Origin of the sequence: Prolixibacter sp. SD074, from assembly GCF_009617895.1 — a bacterium.
In the GTDB taxonomy this organism is placed as follows: domain Bacteria; phylum Bacteroidota; class Bacteroidia; order Bacteroidales; family Prolixibacteraceae; genus Prolixibacter.
Genome location: NZ_BLAW01000001.1, coordinates 56988 through 73504 on the forward strand (window position 1 = coordinate 56988; position 16517 = coordinate 73504).

At 41.6% G+C, this 16517-nt stretch carries 16 protein-coding genes; 11 read left to right on the forward strand and 5 right to left on the reverse strand.

The annotated features are described in order from the left end of the window. Positions 1 to 66 precede the first annotated feature (66 nt). Positions 67 to 1080 (reverse strand): type I glyceraldehyde-3-phosphate dehydrogenase, encoded by a 1014-nt coding sequence (gene gap / locus GJU82_RS00270; protein WP_153630321.1) that lies wholly within the window; start codon positions 1078 to 1080, stop codon positions 67 to 69. A 799-nt stretch (positions 1081 to 1879) separates the two neighbouring features. Here gap and GJU82_RS00275 point away from each other — a divergent pair. The 8 genes from GJU82_RS00275 to GJU82_RS00310 all read left to right on the forward strand — a co-directional run bounded on the left by GJU82_RS00275 (position 1880) and on the right by GJU82_RS00310 (position 10925). Then, positions 1880 to 2551: a porin family protein gene (locus tag GJU82_RS00275; protein ID WP_153630322.1), complete on the forward strand. Its 672-nt coding sequence runs from the start codon at positions 1880 to 1882 to the stop codon at positions 2549 to 2551. Positions 2552 to 2946: 395 nt separating this feature from the next. Continuing rightward, positions 2947 to 4404: a radical SAM/SPASM domain-containing protein gene (locus GJU82_RS00280; protein WP_153630323.1), complete on the forward strand. Its 1458-nt coding sequence runs from the start codon at positions 2947 to 2949 to the stop codon at positions 4402 to 4404. Positions 4405 to 4506: 102 nt separating this feature from the next. Beyond that, positions 4507 to 4818: a hypothetical protein gene (locus GJU82_RS00285; protein WP_153630324.1), complete on the forward strand. Its 312-nt coding sequence runs from the start codon at positions 4507 to 4509 to the stop codon at positions 4816 to 4818. Positions 4819 to 4836: 18 nt separating this feature from the next. Beyond that, on the forward strand, positions 4837 to 6294 hold the full coding sequence (locus GJU82_RS00290) for a radical SAM/SPASM domain-containing protein (RefSeq protein WP_153630325.1): 1458 nt from the start codon (positions 4837 to 4839) through the stop codon (positions 6292 to 6294). Further along, positions 6284 to 7465 (forward strand): hypothetical protein, encoded by a 1182-nt coding sequence (locus tag GJU82_RS00295; protein ID WP_153630326.1) that lies wholly within the window; start codon positions 6284 to 6286, stop codon positions 7463 to 7465. The genes GJU82_RS00290 and GJU82_RS00295 overlap by 11 nt, the downstream gene beginning before the upstream one ends. Before the next feature lie 74 nt (positions 7466 to 7539). After that, the gene (locus GJU82_RS00300; RefSeq protein WP_153630327.1) at positions 7540 to 8985 is read left to right on the forward strand and encodes a B12-binding domain-containing radical SAM protein; all 1446 of its coding nucleotides are present in this window, start codon (positions 7540 to 7542) and stop codon (positions 8983 to 8985) included. Between the two features lie 346 nt (positions 8986 to 9331). Further along, positions 9332 to 10084, forward strand: a complete 753-nt coding sequence (locus GJU82_RS00305) for a nitroreductase family protein (RefSeq protein WP_153630328.1) — start codon at positions 9332 to 9334, stop codon at positions 10082 to 10084. Positions 10085 to 10121: 37 nt separating this feature from the next. Further along, the gene (locus GJU82_RS00310; RefSeq protein WP_153630329.1) at positions 10122 to 10925 is read left to right on the forward strand and encodes a lipopolysaccharide kinase InaA family protein; all 804 of its coding nucleotides are present in this window, start codon (positions 10122 to 10124) and stop codon (positions 10923 to 10925) included. Here the strand turns inward: GJU82_RS00310 and GJU82_RS00315 are convergent. The 4 genes from GJU82_RS00315 to GJU82_RS00330 form a co-directional block, all read right to left on the reverse strand. After that, a complete protein-coding gene (locus GJU82_RS00315) occupies positions 10882 to 11202 on the reverse strand; it encodes a hypothetical protein (RefSeq protein ID WP_153630330.1) in 321 nt (106 codons plus the stop codon). The genes GJU82_RS00310 and GJU82_RS00315 overlap by 44 nt on opposite strands. A 38-nt stretch (positions 11203 to 11240) precedes the next feature. Next, the gene (locus tag GJU82_RS00320; protein WP_194830921.1) at positions 11241 to 12296 is read right to left on the reverse strand and encodes a glycosyltransferase family 9 protein; all 1056 of its coding nucleotides are present in this window, start codon (positions 12294 to 12296) and stop codon (positions 11241 to 11243) included. Positions 12297 to 12363: 67 nt separating this feature from the next. Then, positions 12364 to 12735 (reverse strand): DUF6165 family protein, encoded by a 372-nt coding sequence (locus tag GJU82_RS00325; RefSeq protein WP_153630332.1) that lies wholly within the window; start codon positions 12733 to 12735, stop codon positions 12364 to 12366. Positions 12736 to 12862: 127 nt separating this feature from the next. Then, positions 12863 to 13624, reverse strand: a complete 762-nt coding sequence (locus GJU82_RS00330; RefSeq protein ID WP_153630333.1) for an SDR family oxidoreductase — start codon at positions 13622 to 13624, stop codon at positions 12863 to 12865. Positions 13625 to 13737: 113 nt separating this feature from the next. On the opposite strand from GJU82_RS00330, the gene GJU82_RS00335 reads away from it, so the two are divergent. The 3 genes from GJU82_RS00335 (at position 13738) to GJU82_RS00345 (ending at position 16442) form a co-directional block, all read left to right on the forward strand. Next, positions 13738 to 14781 carry an AIR synthase-related protein gene (locus tag GJU82_RS00335; RefSeq protein WP_153630334.1) on the forward strand — a complete coding sequence of 348 codons (1044 nt, stop codon included), beginning with the start codon at positions 13738 to 13740 and terminating at the stop codon, positions 14779 to 14781. An 11-nt stretch (positions 14782 to 14792) separates the two neighbouring features. Beyond that, positions 14793 to 15512, forward strand: coding sequence for a bifunctional demethylmenaquinone methyltransferase/2-methoxy-6-polyprenyl-1,4-benzoquinol methylase UbiE (gene ubiE / locus GJU82_RS00340; RefSeq protein ID WP_153630335.1), 720 nt, complete (start codon positions 14793 to 14795; stop codon positions 15510 to 15512). A 111-nt stretch (positions 15513 to 15623) separates the two neighbouring features. Beyond that, complete coding sequence (locus GJU82_RS00345) at positions 15624 to 16442, forward strand: outer membrane beta-barrel protein (RefSeq protein WP_153630336.1); 819 nt, start codon at positions 15624 to 15626, stop codon at positions 16440 to 16442. The last annotated feature ends 75 nt before the right edge of the window (positions 16443 to 16517 follow it).

Below are 16517 nucleotides of genomic sequence, written 5' to 3' on the forward strand. Positions count from 1 at the left end.
GCAATAAAAAACCCGGGCGAAAACCCGGGATTTAATATTGTGATTTGGTCGATGACCGTTGCTTGATTACTTATGATCAACCGTAGACATGTGCTTGATGAGTTCAACAACTTTGGTTGAATAACCCATTTCGTTATCGTACCAGCTAACAACTTTTACGAAGTGGTCATTGAGGCCGATACCAGCGCCAGCGTCGAATATGGAAGTACATGTTTCGCCAACAAAGTCAGTCGAAACGACTGAATCTTCCGTGTAACCCAGGACACCTTTCAGTTCGCCTTCAGAAGCTTCTTTCATGGCAGCGCAAATGGCTTCGTAAGAAGCAGCTTTTTCCAAACGGCAAGTCAGGTCAACTACCGATACGTCAGGAGTAGGAACACGCAGGGACATACCCGTCAGTTTACCGTTCAGCTCGGGAATTACTTTACCTACAGCTTTAGCCGCGCCGGTTGAAGACGGAATAATGTTCTGACCGGCGCCGCGGCCACCACGCCAGTCTTTCAGGGAAGGGCCATCAACCGTTTTCTGGGTAGCGGTAGTTGCGTGAACGGTAGTCATCAAACCTTCGACAACGCCGAATTTGTCGTTCAATACTTTGGTTACAGGAGCCAAACAGTTGGTCGTACAAGAAGCGTTAGAAACGAAAGTCATGTCAGAGGTGTATTTTTTGTGGTTAACACCCATAACGAACATAGGAGTATCGTCTTTAGAAGGAGCTGACATCACTACTTTCTTGGCGCCTGCATCGATGTGGCCCTGAGCTTTTTCTTTGGTCAGGAACAGACCAGTTGATTCAACAACGTACTCTGCACCAATTTCATCCCATTTCAGATCTGCAGGGTTTCTTTCGGAAGTAACACGGATTGCGTTACCGTTAACAATCAGTTTACCGTCTTTTACTTCTACGGTGCCATCAAAACGGCCGTGAGTAGAATCATATTTGAGCATGTATGCCATGTAATCAACGTCAATCAGGTCGTTGATACCGACAACTTCAACATCATTATTTTTTGCGGCAGCACGGAAAACCAAACGTCCGATACGGCCAAAACCGTTAATACCAATCTTAACTTTAGACATAATTGATTCTTTTAAAGTTTTATAGGATGAATTAGAACCTCTAAATTCAATAGTCCCACAAAGGAACAATATATATTCAAAAACATCAAATTTTTGTTGTTTACCTTTTTGTTAATTCTGATATTGCCCGGTTTTTAGTGTTTGTGACTGAAATGAGTATATAGAAGTCTGGCATTTAGGCCTTTTAACTACTTCTTATACCACATAGAATGATCCTTTTTGCTGACCCGTTTATTTGATTTTGCTGTGTAACCGGTACACCCACATGAACGGCATTGGGTGAATAAAAAGGCGCTTGCCAGAATCATAATAAATAGGATACTTTTTTTCTTCATATTGAATCGTTTAAGTGGGTTTTGTTATACTAACCCGATGGCCCTTTCAAGTTTTTTGTTTTTATAATTGAGTCCGTTTTAAGAACAAATTTAATTTAAAGTTTGCATCATTGGCATATTTATCCTGAGAATGTCATTCAAATAAAAAAAATCCTTAAAAATCCTTAATTTTACGCTTCAAAATTTGAAATCTCAGGCTTTTGAAGGCGGAGAATCATTCATGAAAACAAAAAGGTTCATTTAACTATTTCATTCTTTGGCCGATGAATCATTACTGGTATCGCTTTCCCAAATGGAAAGATTGTCAAACTTTAAAAACTTCTAAAATGAAACGAACATGAACTTTTTTAATCAAAAGTTCGCCAAAGGCAATGATTAAAAAAAGTTCATGTGAGAGCGAAGCGGTTCCATACGTTCTCAAATTTAGAATTAAATTATGAACAATAATTATAAATTTTAAACGTATGAAAAGGATTAAATTGATTATTATGTTGTTCCTGGCTTTATTGACAGTAACAAGCTTTGCCCAAACAACTTCAAATTCAAAAAAGTTTATGTTGGGTGTTTTCGGCGGGTTAAACATTCCCCGACTGAGTGGGGGAAGTAATAATGAAATGACCAGTGGTTATTCGTCCCGTTCCGGGGCCGCTTTCGGATTGACCTCCAACCTGGATTTGGGTTCCAATTTCTCCTTGCGCATGGATCTTTTATATTCAAGCGAAGGTGGAAAACGGGACGGATTACAGGCTATTGACGGACATGCTTTTAATCCTCAGGTTCCGGAAGGAACTTATCTTTACGCCAACTTTAAAAATGAATCTATTTTAAACTATCTCGAATTACCTGTTTTAATAAAATATTCAATCCCTGTTAAGGCTTCAAAATTTTATATTAATGTTGGCCCTTATGGTGGTTACCTTTTAAAAGCGAAACAAAAAACCAGTGGGACAAGTATTGTTTATGCAGACAAAACTGAGATACAACCCGTTTCTCCGGAACCGGTTTCTTTTAATGCCACCACCAATACCAAAAGTAGTATCCACAATATGAGTTTTGGCATTACGGGCGGAGTCGGTTACTCCCAACAAATTGGAAAAGACATGCTCACGCTGGATGTAAGAGGAGCTACGGCTTAACTTACGTACAAAAATATGCTACTGACGGCAAGAGCCACAGCGGTTATTTACAAATCTCGTTGGGATATTCCATTCCTTTATAAAGCGCCTCAGTTGACCAATAAAAGCCGGTTTCATCATTGAAGAGCTTTATAATCAGGCCAGGCAGAAAGGAAAAATGCCACCATAGAAGCATTCGGACACCCGGAGAAGTTGATTTTCTGAAAGGCAGAATTAAATTATATTAAATACATCGTGATTCCAGGGGGGCCTAAATTACACACAATCTTTTTTATAAATTATTTAGAATTGATTTAATACGCATTAGAAAAATCTTTCAAATATGGCATTGTTTTTTTTTATAAATTTGTGTTAACAACGGTTGAAACAGAAATTAATTATAAAAATTAAAAGCCATGAAGAGCATACAAGAAAATCTTTTTAAAGAAGCAGTGGGTGCTACCATGTCTAACAAGTTTTTACGCCAAATAGCTGTTAAACAACTGGACAAGCAACTGCACAAAGCAATGATGGATAGCTCCAGAAACTTACTGCAGCAGGAAAAAACTGATCAGTACCATTTTGTTTTATCCTTAATCCGACAGGCACAACAAAATCTGGACAAAGGTTTTATCAATCCAAACGTGTTACTCAAAATGATTAACGTGCTTGTCACTAAATCTTACAATCCGGATCGTCATAGAAAACTGAATCCTGTAAAAGAAGCCTATAAAAAGAAATACGGGGAATACCCTCCTCAGTTTCTGACACTTTCACCCGGCAAAGGATGTAATTTGCATTGTACCGGTTGCTATGCATCCAGTGATATTTCCCTGCGCGAGAGGCTCGATTTTGAAACCGCACGCCGGATAATCCGGGAAGCCCATGACATTTTTGGAACCCGGTTTATGGTTATCAGTGGCGGGGAACCCTTTATGTACAAAGACAACGGAAAAACCATACTTGATTTGTTTAAAGAATTTTCCGATATCTTTTTCCTGGTATATACCAACGGGACATTAATCAGTGAAGAAATGGCCCGAAAACTTGCCGAATTGGGAAATGTAACACCGGCAATTTCTGTAGAAGGTTTCGAAAAAGATACCGACGAACGAAGAGGAAAAGGAATTTATAAAAAAATCCTGAGGGCTATGGGCAACCTGAAAAAGGAAGGAATTCCCTTTGGCATCTCAGTTACCGCAACCAGGATGAATGTAGAAACCCTGCTGAAAGATGATTTCTATGACTTTTTCTTTAATGAAGCCGGCGCCACCTACATGTGGCAATTTCAGTTGATGCCGATTGGAAAAGCAAAAGATACGCGCGAATTAATGATAACTCCAAAACAACGCGTGGCACTCTATAAACAATGGGAACACTTCCTTGCGGATAACAAATTTCCCGTGGCCGATTTCTGGAATTCCTCCTCGCTTTCCAGTGGCTGTATTGCCTACGGAAGATGGGGCGGTTATTTTTATATCGACTGGAACGGAAACGTAATGCCCTGTGTATTTGTGCCATATTACGTTGATAATATTAATGAAGTGTATAAAAACGGAGGCAACCTTGCCGATGTGATGCAATCGCAATTCTTTAAAAACGGCAGAAAATGGCAAAACGAATATGGATTCGAGAATGAAGATTTCCGTGGCAATTTATTGATGCCTTGTTCCATTCGGGACCATTATAAAAATTTCAAGGAGAACATCCTCACCCCCGACTCCAAAGGGGAAGATGATTTGGCAGACGCCATTCTCTCCGACCCTGAATATGAAGAAATGATGGACGAATTTGACGAAGAACTAACACATTTGACAGACAATATTTTCAGAAGTAAATATTTGAAAGAAGAAACTGTAAATTCTTTGAAGTAAGTAATGAGGGTTAATTCATGCCAGCTTGTTGAAGTTGCCACGAAAAAACAAATCAAAGAATTTCTGGATGTTCTGGCATTCCTTTATAAAAATAATTAATTGATGTTACGCAAAGAGAATGTTAGTTTTTGCCAAATGGATGTTAATAAGCTATCGGATTTTTACGAGGAACCACTGATGATAAGTCAGGGACAGGTCACTTGCTCTGGATTATCGCGCATGGTTGAAGGGATAATCAGCCACGACAAATTTACGCGACTGCTTTCAGGCGGTCCAATGAATGAAACCTATTTGTGGAATCGTGCCAGGCCGCTGTTCCATGAGATTAGGGGCAGAGATGCAGTATTTATTGTGGATGAGAGCATAGCTACAATGTATCAAAAACGGTGGAAAGTAGAGGAGTATCATAAGTAATTAAATAAATATACTGTCATGAAAAACGTGAAACAGAATTTATTTAAAGAAATGGTCAACCAGGTAATATCTAATAAAATATTACGGGGCGTGGCCGTAAAACAGTTGGATAAATATCTTTATTCCAGCTTAATGGATATAGGACGTCAGCAGTTGGAACAGGAAAAACTGGATCAGTATGCTTTCATGTCCTCGATTGTTGACCGGGTAAGGAATAATCTCGACAAGGGGTACATAAAGCCCGCCGTAATGAAAAAAATGGCTAAAGTCTTTGTGGGGGATTCCTATTCTCCCGACAGGCACAAAAAACTGAGTCCTGTAAAAGAGGCTTATAAAGAAAAACATGGCGATTATCCTCCTCAGTTCTTAGTATTGTCGCCAGGGAAAGGTTGTAATTTAAAGTGCACAGGATGTTACGCTTCTGCAGATTCGGCTATTGCTGAAAAACTTGATTTCGAAACATCAAGACGTATCGTGAGGGAAGCTCATGATCTTTTCGATAGCCGGTTTATGGTAATCAGCGGTGGCGAACCTTTTATGTATAAATCCGATGGCAAAACTATCCTGGACCTGTTTGAGGAATTTAACGATATGTTCTTCCTCGTTTATACGAACGGGACCATGCTCAACGAGAAACTCGCTGATAAACTTGCCGAATTGGGTAACGTAACTCCGGCTATCTCTGTCGAAGGATGGGAACAACAAACTGATGAACGGCGTGGCAAAGGGGTTTATAAAATGATACTGAAGGCCATGTCTAACCTGCGAAATGCCGGCGTACCGTTTGGAATTTCCCTGACAGCTACCAGGCACAATGCGGAAATGTTGTTGGAAGATGAATTTTACGAATATTTCTTTGATAAACTCGGTGTTTCATACATGTGGCAATTCCAATTGATGCCCATTGGCAGGGGTAAAGATGTTGTCGATTTGATGGTTACTCCCGAACAAAGAGTAAAATTATATAAACAATGGGTTCATTTGATGGAAGATAAGCATTTTCCAATTGCCGATTTCTGGAACTCTGCTTCATTATCCAGCGGTTGTATTGCTTACGGTCGATGGAACGGGTATTTTTATATCGATTGGAATGGAAATATTATGCCCTGCGTATTTGTCCCTTATTATGTCGATAATATCAAAAACCTTTATGCCAATGGCAAAACGTTGGAGGATGCCCTTCAGTCCAAATTATTTAAAAATGGTAGAAAATGGCAAAAAAGTTATGGGTTCGAAAATCCTGATCACAGAGAAAATGTCCTGATGCCTTGTTCAATTCGTGACCACTATGAAAACTTTAAGCATAACATCCTGACCCCTGGTGTGAAAGGGGAAGATGAAGATGCAGAAGCTGTTTTGTATGATCCGAAATACAAGGAAATGATGATTGAGTATGATGAGAAACTACAAAAACTCACCGAAAGCATCTTTCAGGAAAAGTACTTAAAAAAAGAACTCAAAACAGATGAAGCCTGAAAAATTTCATGCGGTGGTGGTTGACAGAAAGGAACAAATAAAAGCCTTTTTGGATTTCCCATCGACTTTATATAAAAATGATAAGAACTGGATAAGGCCACTGGATGGTGAGATAGAAAAGGTATTTGACCCTTCGCAAAATCATCTGTTCAAAACCGGAGATGCTATCCGGTGGCTCTTATTCGACTCTTCCAATAATCTGGTGGGCAGAATGGCAGCATTTTATGACAAAATAGGGGCAGAAAAAAATGAACAACCCACGGGTGGAATAGGTTTTTTCGACTGTATAAATAATCAGGAAGCAGCCAACATCCTTTTTGATCATGGGGAAAATTGGTTAAAAGACAAGGGAATGGAAGCCATGGACGGGCCCATCAACTTTGGAAACAGAGATAGCTTTTGGGGTTGCCTTTCGGAGGGCTTCTATGAACCTGTCTTTAACATGCCTTATAATTTCCCATATTATAACCAGTTATTTGAAAATTACGGTTTCAAAAATTATTTTAATCAATACACTTACAAAATAAATATCGAAAACAGGAAACCGGCTGGAGCTATTATGGAAAGGGCCATGCGGCTAAAGCGAAACCAGGGCTATTATTTCGAAACCTTTAATTTGAAAAGGGCCCATAAATATGTCGGCGATATCATCCATATCTTCAATCGGGGATGGGCAGAATTTAAAGGGGTTAGAAAAATGCAAAAATCTGAGGCACGGGCAATTATTGAAGAGTTAACACCCATTCTTGATCCAAGGGCGGTTATTTTTGGCTATCATAACAATGAGCCGGTGGGGTTTTATGTGATGATTCCTGATCTTAACCAAATCATTAAGAAATTTCACGGAAAATTCGGATTGATTCAAAAATTAAGGCTATTTTTTGATTTGAAAATATTAAAAAAACCCAACCGGTTAATCGGTATTGTTTTTGGTGTTGTTCCTGAATATCACGGTAAAGGGGTGGAAGCCGGTTTGGTGATGCGGATGGAAGAAGAAATTGCCAAACCCGGTTTTCCATACAAAAGCATCGAAATGAATTGGATTGGCGATTTTAACCCTACCATGATGAAACTGGTGGAAAAGATTGGTGGTGAAATTTATAAAAAACATATTACCTACCGATATCTTTTTGACGGTTCAAAGCCATTTAAAAGAGTAAACGAGCCCTGATTGGATTTCCCGGTATTAATTTATTTCTCTATTCTGACATAATTGAAATTTATTAATTCTAATTAATTGAAAAAATGAATATTATCCTGATAAACCCGAAAGGTTCAAATTTTTACGCCAAAATGGGCGCGACGATTCCTCCGCTCGGGCTGGCTTATATTGCAGCGGTACTTCGCCAAAATGGACACTATATAAAACTTATTGACCTTGGCGTAGAAAAAGGTATGCCCTCTCAGGACTATTTGAAATTTTTCGATGTCGTGGGTATATCAGCCGATACACCAAGCTACCCTGAAGCCCTGTCAATTGCCAGAGTTGCAAAAAGCATCGATAAAACGGTAATTATGGGAGGCTATCACGTCACCTTTCTTGATAAAGAGGCCTTAAATACGGGACTGGTTGATTTTATCGTCAGGGGTGAAGCAGAGGAGATAATTCTCAACCTGATAACTACACTCTCAAACAAAGGCGACTTGCTCCAGGTTCAGGGGATTTCTTTTATGAACCATGGAGTTTATCAAAAAAACCCCGATGCAGCCCCACCAAGAGATTTAGACAAAATGCCATTTCCGGCAAGGGACTTATTGAATATGGAGGCATATAAAAATAAAATGAATGGAATGCCCTTCACAAACCTGATTACAAGCAGGGGCTGCCCTTTTAATTGCTATTTCTGCTCGTCATCTAAATTCGGTGGGCTCAAATGGCGGGCGCGCAGCGCCAAATCCATTGTTGACGAAATCGAACAGCTTTATCACACGTATGGATTTAAAGCCTTCTCTTTTATGGATGACAATTTTACTTTTAAACCCAAAAGAATATTTGAATTTGCAGATGAGCTTGAAAGAAGAGGCCTAAATGATATCTATTGGTGGTGCTTTTCCAGGGTGGATATCCTGGTTAAAAACGAAGCCATGGTGAAAAGAATGGCAGAAGTAGGTGCTTACATGGTTTTTTTAGGCCTTGAAAGTAACAATGAAACCCTGCTGGAGACCTATAACAAACACATTGGAAATAACCAGCAACAACAAGCCATTGAACTTTTGAGAAAATATGGCATCAAAATTCACGGAAGCTATATCATGGGCGATATCAAAGAAACCATTCCCATGGTCAACCAAACTATTAACTGGGCCCGAAGTGTCAATGCTAAAACTACCCAGTTCTCAATATTAACGCCCTATCCGGGTACCGCACTGTACAATGATATCGAAAAAGAAAACCGGTTCCTTCATAAAGATTGGGAATTGTATGATGCGCTACATCCGGTAATTAAACTCGATAATATAAGTCCCAAACAACTCGGAAAACTTTTAATCAGGGCCTATCAAAAAGTCTATTTGAATCCTGCCAGGATACTGGGCCGGGCTACTAAGAAAAATTCGAACGAAAATCAAAAAGCTTCTAAAAATAAATTATCGTTTATAGAAAAATTAAAAACCGTCGTAATCGCTTTCACTTTTATGTTTACCCTTAGACAACAGGCAGTTAAAAATCACGGAAATAATTATGCACAATAATTGCTGATTTTTCTGAAAAGTACATGTTACAGTATAAACATCAGGTGACCCGGAGGTCTGTTCAATTTTTTTTCTGTCTCACTTTCCCGTCCCCTGACCGCTGTGGTTATCTGATCTAATTCCAGCTTTTCAAATTTCTTGTCATTGTCCTCACCTCCGTCGCTGCCATCAGTATGCATTTCATTTAACCCGGGGTTTTTCTCCTTTAATGAAGTATCTCTATAACGTTGAGATTCTTCTGTGGGGCAAATTAATGCTATTTTTCAGCGATACCTTTAATTGATCATTATTTTTGCCCTTTCGTTTTTCCTATCTTTGTATCTTAAAATCAATATTTTTTGACGATATGGCACTCATAGATACATTATTAAATCATCGGACCATTCGAAAATACACTTCAGGACCGGTAGCTGATCCGCTGCTGAATAAAATTCTGGAAGCCGGAACAAGGGCCTCTACTACCGGAAACATGCAGGTTTACAGTATTATTGTGTCGAAGGATCAAAAAATGAAGGATAAACTGGCACCGTGTCACTACAATCAACCCATGATTAAAGAGGCACCGGTGGTGTTAACCTTTTGTGCCGATTTCAACCGCTTTAACAAATGGTGCAACCTGCGAAATGCTGAGCCGGGATACGATAATTTCCTGTCATTTGTTACAGCTGCCATTGATACGTTGCTGGTAGCCCAGAATGTTTGCGTTGCCGCCGAAAGTGAGGGAATGGGCATTTGTTACCTGGGAACGACTACCTATCTGGCCAAAAATATCATTGATGTATTGGAGCTTCCGAAAGGTGTTGTGCCCATCACGACCGTTACCCTTGGCTGGCCCGCTGAAGATCCGGAGCAGATCGACCGTCTTCCGCTGGAAAGCGTGGTTCATAACGAAACATATCACGACTATTCTGACGAAGATATTGACCGGATGTATGTAGAGAAGGAGGCGCGCGAAGATTCGAAGGGATTTGTCGCCGAAAACCAAAAAGAATCCCTGGCGCAGGTTTTTACGGACATTCGATATAAGAAAGCCGACAATGTAACCTTCTCAAATATGCTGCTGGAGGTGCTTCGTGAGCAGGGATTTATGAACCAATAATTACTTGTGACGGAAGTTCCACTCTTCCGCCAGCGTCATGAAAGAGAAAAAGAATTATCATATAGTTCAGGAATTTCAGGAAGTTGAAAATTGGGTTGCCGGGTTGAAGGACGAATTTGCTCAAACGGGGCAAACCATATTCAAGTCGCGGAATGAGGTGAAAATATTTGAGTATGGTGATCAGATATACAATGTCAAGTCATTCAAGTTGCCCAACCTGGTCAACCGTTTTGTTTACGTGTATTTCAGAGGTTCCAAGGCTGCCCGATCATTCGCTTACGCGGAAAAACTCCTGAAACTGGGTGTCCCGACTCCACAGCCGGTTGCTTATGCCGAGTACATTCGGGGTGGCGTGCTAAAGGAGAGCTTTTACGTCTCGCTACACTTTAAATACGATTTCACTTTACGTGAAGTGTTGAATTACCAGGTTAGCGAACGTGACCGGATTTTACGGCAGTGGGTGGCTTTTACCTACCAGAAGCTTCATGGGAATGGAATATTCCATCTCGATTATTCGCCGGGGAATACCCTTATTCGTCATGATGGAGATGAATATCACTTCACCTTGATCGATCTGAACAGGATGAAGTTTGGTGAGATTGATTTTGAAAAAGGTTTGCGCAATTTCCGTCAGCTGGATACCGACCGGCAAACACTGGAGTTGCTGGCAACTGAATATGCCTTGTTGAATGAAAAAGATCCGGGTTTAGCGGTGCGGAAGTTGTTGGCTTACGATCGGCAGAACAAAAACTACCGTCACCGGAAAATCAAATGGAAAAAAGCATTCAGGAAAATAATCAGATTCGGTTGTTCGGCCCGGCAATCACATCCGACTCAATGATGGCCAGATGGGCATTCTGCTCCAGCGCCATTTTTCTCGCCATGTCCAGGGTTAACTTGTAATTGGGCGACGGCTCGCTGGTATGGCCGCCCAGGTGAATGATTTCGAACTGATACTTTTCCTGGGGCTTTTTCAGCCAACCCATGGTTTCATCGTTGCTGAAATCATCGAATATATAATAAGGTGTGGAATTTGCCCCTGAGCGTAATGCTTTAATGGTATGGCGGAGTGTTTCCAGTGAATCCTTGATAGGAGTAATAATAATCAGCTTATTCATTTTGAGGTTGTGTTGCTGGAAATAAAATGGTCGTGAGATTAGAGCGGTTCAAAAAGATTGAGTTGTTCCATCTTACGAAAAACAATGGCCGGAGTTAGCATTTCCATGCATTTGACGGTTTCGTGGATGCAGGGTTTATTTCCGAAAACCGAACAGGGGCGGCAGTCCAATTCTTCAACTGGTGTTTGCAGGCTATATTCAGTTGGTTGTCCCAGCGCATAAAATCCAAACGCAGGATGCGTTGCTCCCCAAATGGAAATCGTTTTGGTTCCCGCCAGCGCCGATATGTGCATGTTCGAAGAGTCCATCGATAACATGAAATCCATCCGGGCAATTAGTGCAATCTCTTCCGAAAGGTTCATTTGGTCAGCTACCAATGTAATATGTTCATGGGCGGATGACAACGCCTGCAATTTTTCGATTTCTTCTTGTCCGCCGCCAAACAAGTAAAACTGGGCCTGATACTTCTCATTAATCAGATGCATCAATTGTCGGGTATTTTCCAATCCCCAAATCTTTGTTGCATGGGTGGCGAACGGCGCAAAACCAATCTTCAGTGTTTGTTCTGGTAATTTTTGGCTTTCCAGATATTCCTGAATTTTTTCGCTCGCTTTCGCAGAAGGTACAATGGCGGGCATTGGTGACATTTGAACATTGAACCCGGCTTTTCTGAAAACATCACAATAACGTTCCGAAGAATGTTTCAGCTGTTTGATTTCTTTTGTTTTCAGCAGCTCTTTCTTTTCATCCCTTCCCTTGTCGATATAGAAAACAGACGTGCCAGCCGCGCGAAAATAGCTTCTCACCAGTTTCGTCCGGAGAACGTTGTGCAGGTCGAGAACCGTTTCAAAACGGCCTTCTTTCCGCAAGTCGAGAAAAAGCCGGAACAAACCGCCAAAACCTTTGTGCTTTCCTTTTAAGTCGGGAAAATAGAGATGAAGTCTGGGAATTCCGTCAAAAAATGGGGCAAAAAACGGGCGGGTAACAAAGGTGATGGACAGGTTCGGATTTTCCTCAAGTATTCCCCGAATAACGGGAACCGTGAGGGCTACATCACCCATGGCGGAAAGTCGGAAAACTAAAATACGTTGCACCGGCATATAAATTTAACCCCCGGCAGCACGAACGAAGCCGGGGAGATATTTTTCAAGACAAAAACTATTAATAGTCTTCGTAGCTTTTTTCTTCGACCAGGTTGGAGCCTGTTTTTTCGTTGATGCGTTTTTTTACGTCCGAGCGTTTGTCATTGGTGAAATAAACGGCGCGGGCTGTTTCGATGAAATCCTGTCCGAAATCTTTGTTCCGTTCCAAATCGCGGATTCGATCCTCAATATCCCAAAGTTGATAATTAATGTCATACAATTCCTTGTACAGCGGATCATTTTTGTCGATGATTTGAGAAACTGCTTCATTCAGCACGTCGTATTCCTTTCTCAGGTTTACCAGTTTTGCTTCATCCGAAATCCGTTTCAGTTTAATTTCGATGATGGTCAGTTTATCTGCAATCTCTCCGTTGGAAACCTCAATTTTCATTAGCTAAATATTGAATGTTTGATATCCGACAAATGTACGGATTTAATTTTCTGTACCTCGAAAAATGTTTTTTGCCGGGATTTCGCCCTGGGTGGCTTCATTTTTCTGAACAACAAATTGCTAATGCCTATTGGTTGCGCCGGGCATCGCGGGCACTGGCCTGGTCCGTGGGCATAATCAGTACATCGTCGAGGTTAACATGAGCAGGACGGGTTACCATGAACAAGATGGTTTCAGCAATATCCTGCGGGTACAATGGAGTAAGCCCTTTGTAAACATTGTCAGCTTTGCTTTCATCACCCTTGAAGCGAACGAGTGAGAACTCGGTTTCCACCATTCCGGGGCTAATCGTACTGACCTTCACACCATGTTGTACCAATTCAATTCGCATCGCTTTTGAAATAGCTGAAACAGCATGTTTCGTTCCGCAATAGACCGAACCACCGGGATAGGCTTCTTTTCCGGCGATAGACGACACATTAATAATGTGTCCTTTTTTTCTTTCGACCATTCCGGGGGTTAGGCAGCGGCTGACATACAGCAGGCCTTTCACGTTGGTATCAATCATCCGTTCCCAGTCGTCGACAACGGCTTCGTGTGCCGGTTCGGTACCAACAGCCAGTCCCGCATTGTTTACCAGCACATCAATGTTGCTCCATTCGGACGGAAGATTGCAGAGCGCTTTTTGTACTTCATCGTTGTTGCGCACATCGAAAACAAGGCTGAGGACTTTGGTGTCGTCAATTTTCAGCAATTTTCCTTCTATGGCTTTCAATTTTTCGCTTCTGCGCCCGGTTATGATCAGGTTAAAACCATTTTGGGCCAGTATCATGGCGGTTGCTTCACCAATTCCGGAAGTGGCTCCGGTTACGATAGCAATCTTTCTCATATTGATCAGTTTTAATGGCAAAATTAAAAAATAACGACGATTTTCTAGGATAAAATGATCGGTTCGCTAATTTTGAGAAAGAATCTTTGGCGATAACCAAACCTTCAAAGTACATGTACGAAAAAGAAAAAAAACCATTTAGCATTGATCTGGTCCCTGAACCGGACAGCTTACAGAGTGTCATTTATTCCATGGTGGCCATACCGCATCTTTCTCCGGTCAACTTCTTCAACGATTTTTCAGCCATGGTTGATGATCCTTCGCAGTTGGGAAAGGATGATATGAGTGAAGCGGGGATTTTTGAGATTGACGGAGAAAACCGGTTGTTCTCGCTGACCATTTATGCCGATCACCGGCGAATGATTGTTGAGCCGGAAGTTGCTTCCCAAATTTTGGTAGCCAAAGCAGTCAGGCGCTTGGTTTGCTATGGTGCCGAGCCCGTGGCGATGAGCGTTATGCTCAACCATGTGGAATTGTCTGACCCGCTGGATCAGCAGTTAGTCGTGGAGGCCCGGAATGGTTTGGAGAAAGCGGCCGAAGTATTTGGTTTGCAGATTTCACACCGGAAAATTTTCTATGATTATTCCCGTGAACGCGCCAACATTCCTCCCACATTGATTGTAAGTATGGTGGGAAAGATGAAGAAAGAGGCACAATTGATTACGCCGAAATTCAAAAATAAAGGAACCAATATCTTCCTTATCGGGAAATCGTACGATGATGTTAACGCGTCAGAGTATCTCGATCATTACCACGAAATAAAAGAGTGGCCCTTGATGCAGTTCGATCTCGGTTTGGAGAAGCAATTGATGGACTTGGTGAAAGGGCTGGCCGAACGCAACCTGGTTGAATCGTTGAGCCCCGTAGGAATTGGTGGTTTGTTTTTCACGTTACTCAGAGCTTCGCTTCCTAACGATTTGGGCTTCGATATTACCACCGATGCGGAAATCCGTCAGGACGCCTTTCTGTTCGGCGAATCGATGGGGCGCGTGATTGCCTGTGTTTCGGAAGATAAAGAAGATGATTTAGTTGATTACCTCCGTGAGCATAAATTGCCCTTCTTCACGTTAGGACATGTGACACGTGGAGAAATTCGCATCGACGATACTTCCTACGGGTTTGTGGATAAGATGACCGAAAATGTAGAGACGGAATAAACCTGAAATTTGTGGTAACTCCTTATAAAGATTCTGACACCAGTAAAAAGGTGCAGGTAGCGGCTATGTTCGATAGAATAGCAGCTCGTTATGATTTTTTGAATCACTTCCTCTCCTTTGGTATTGACCGGGGATGGCGGAAGAAAGCCATCAAATTGCTGAAAGCGTATCAGCCAAAGCAAATGCTGGACATTGCGACCGGGACCGGCGATTTTGCGATCGAAGCCTTGAAGCTGGGACCTGATAAAATTACGGGAGTGGATATTTCCACGGGTATGCTGGCCGAAGGACGGAAAAAGATGGAGCGTCTGGGCGTTGACGGAAAAGTTGAATTGCTGGAAGGTGATTCAGAGAACCTTCCGTTCGAACCGGAAAAATTTGAAGCCATCACGGTTGCATTTGGTGTTCGGAATTTTGAAAACCTGGGTAAAGGCATGGAAGAAATGCATCGCGTTTTAAAACCCGGTGGTGTTACATGTGTCCTGGAATTTTCGCAGCCGCGAAATTTTCCGATGAAGCAGCTGTATCATTTTTACTCGTTCCGGATTCTCCCGTTTTGGGGACGCTTTTTTTCGAAAGACAAAACGGCCTACAGCTATTTGCCTGAATCGGTACAGGCTTTTCCCGATGGTTCTGATTTTATGGCTATCATGCGCGATTCCGGCTTTAAGAATACACGCGAATACCGGCTGACTTTCGGTATTGCCACCATATACCTGGGCGATAAATAGCAGGAGTATTCCCGAAGCCCAATTGGGAGTACATTTTGGCGGAGTGAACAATAAACGCTTAAGAATCGTGTTATTGATCATAGAAAAAAGGTGTACTTTAACGGGAAACAGATGATTTACCAAAAGTCCAGAAATTTACTTCTTTTGCTTGCCTTCATGTTGGTAGGTAATGTAGCTTATGCCCAATTTGGAAGGGTTCAGAATTTATCGAGTTTCGATGAGCGGCCCATTCATTTTGGGTTTTACCTGGGTGTCAATGCCATGGACTTTGGTTTTCGGTTCTATCCCGCTCCGATTGCACAGAATCCGGTACTTCAAATGCCCGAAAATGCTGCCATCAAAAATAAAACAAGCGAATATTACCATAACCGTTCGATCCGTGCCGATGTTGATCCAATTTCTCCGGGCTTCAGTGTAGGGATTGTGTCCAATTTCCGACTGGCGGAATTTGCCGATTTACGCATTACGCCTGGAATGAGTTTTGGCAGTCGTCAATTGGTTTATAACGATACGATTAACCCGGATATTTTAAGTGGCTTGGGAACAAACGGACTGGATGAGAAGTCTTATCTGAATATTCCTTCTACTTACATTGATCTACCGATAGGCGTTCGCCTGAAGGGAAAGCGATACGGCAACCTGCGTCCCTACATTTATCTTGGCGGTACGTATCGCATCGACTTGGAGAAAAAAAGGGTAGCAGAGCGCGTATTTCATATGTATAAAACGGGAACTTATGTCGATTTTGCGATGGGACTGGATTCCTATCTGCAGTTTTTCCGGTTATCCACCGAATTGCGTGTTTCTTTTGGAGTCGATAATTTGATCGATCACAATGTTGGAACCAATGAAAATCGTATCCCTTATTACGGTTTCGCAATAGAACGGCTTACCTCCAATGTTTTTTCACTTGTCTTTTATTTTGAATAATTCCTCGTTAGGCAAGGCCTGAATGTTTGTATTTTTGTAGCGGAAAGTTCCTTGTACAGGAATCGTATGACCTTA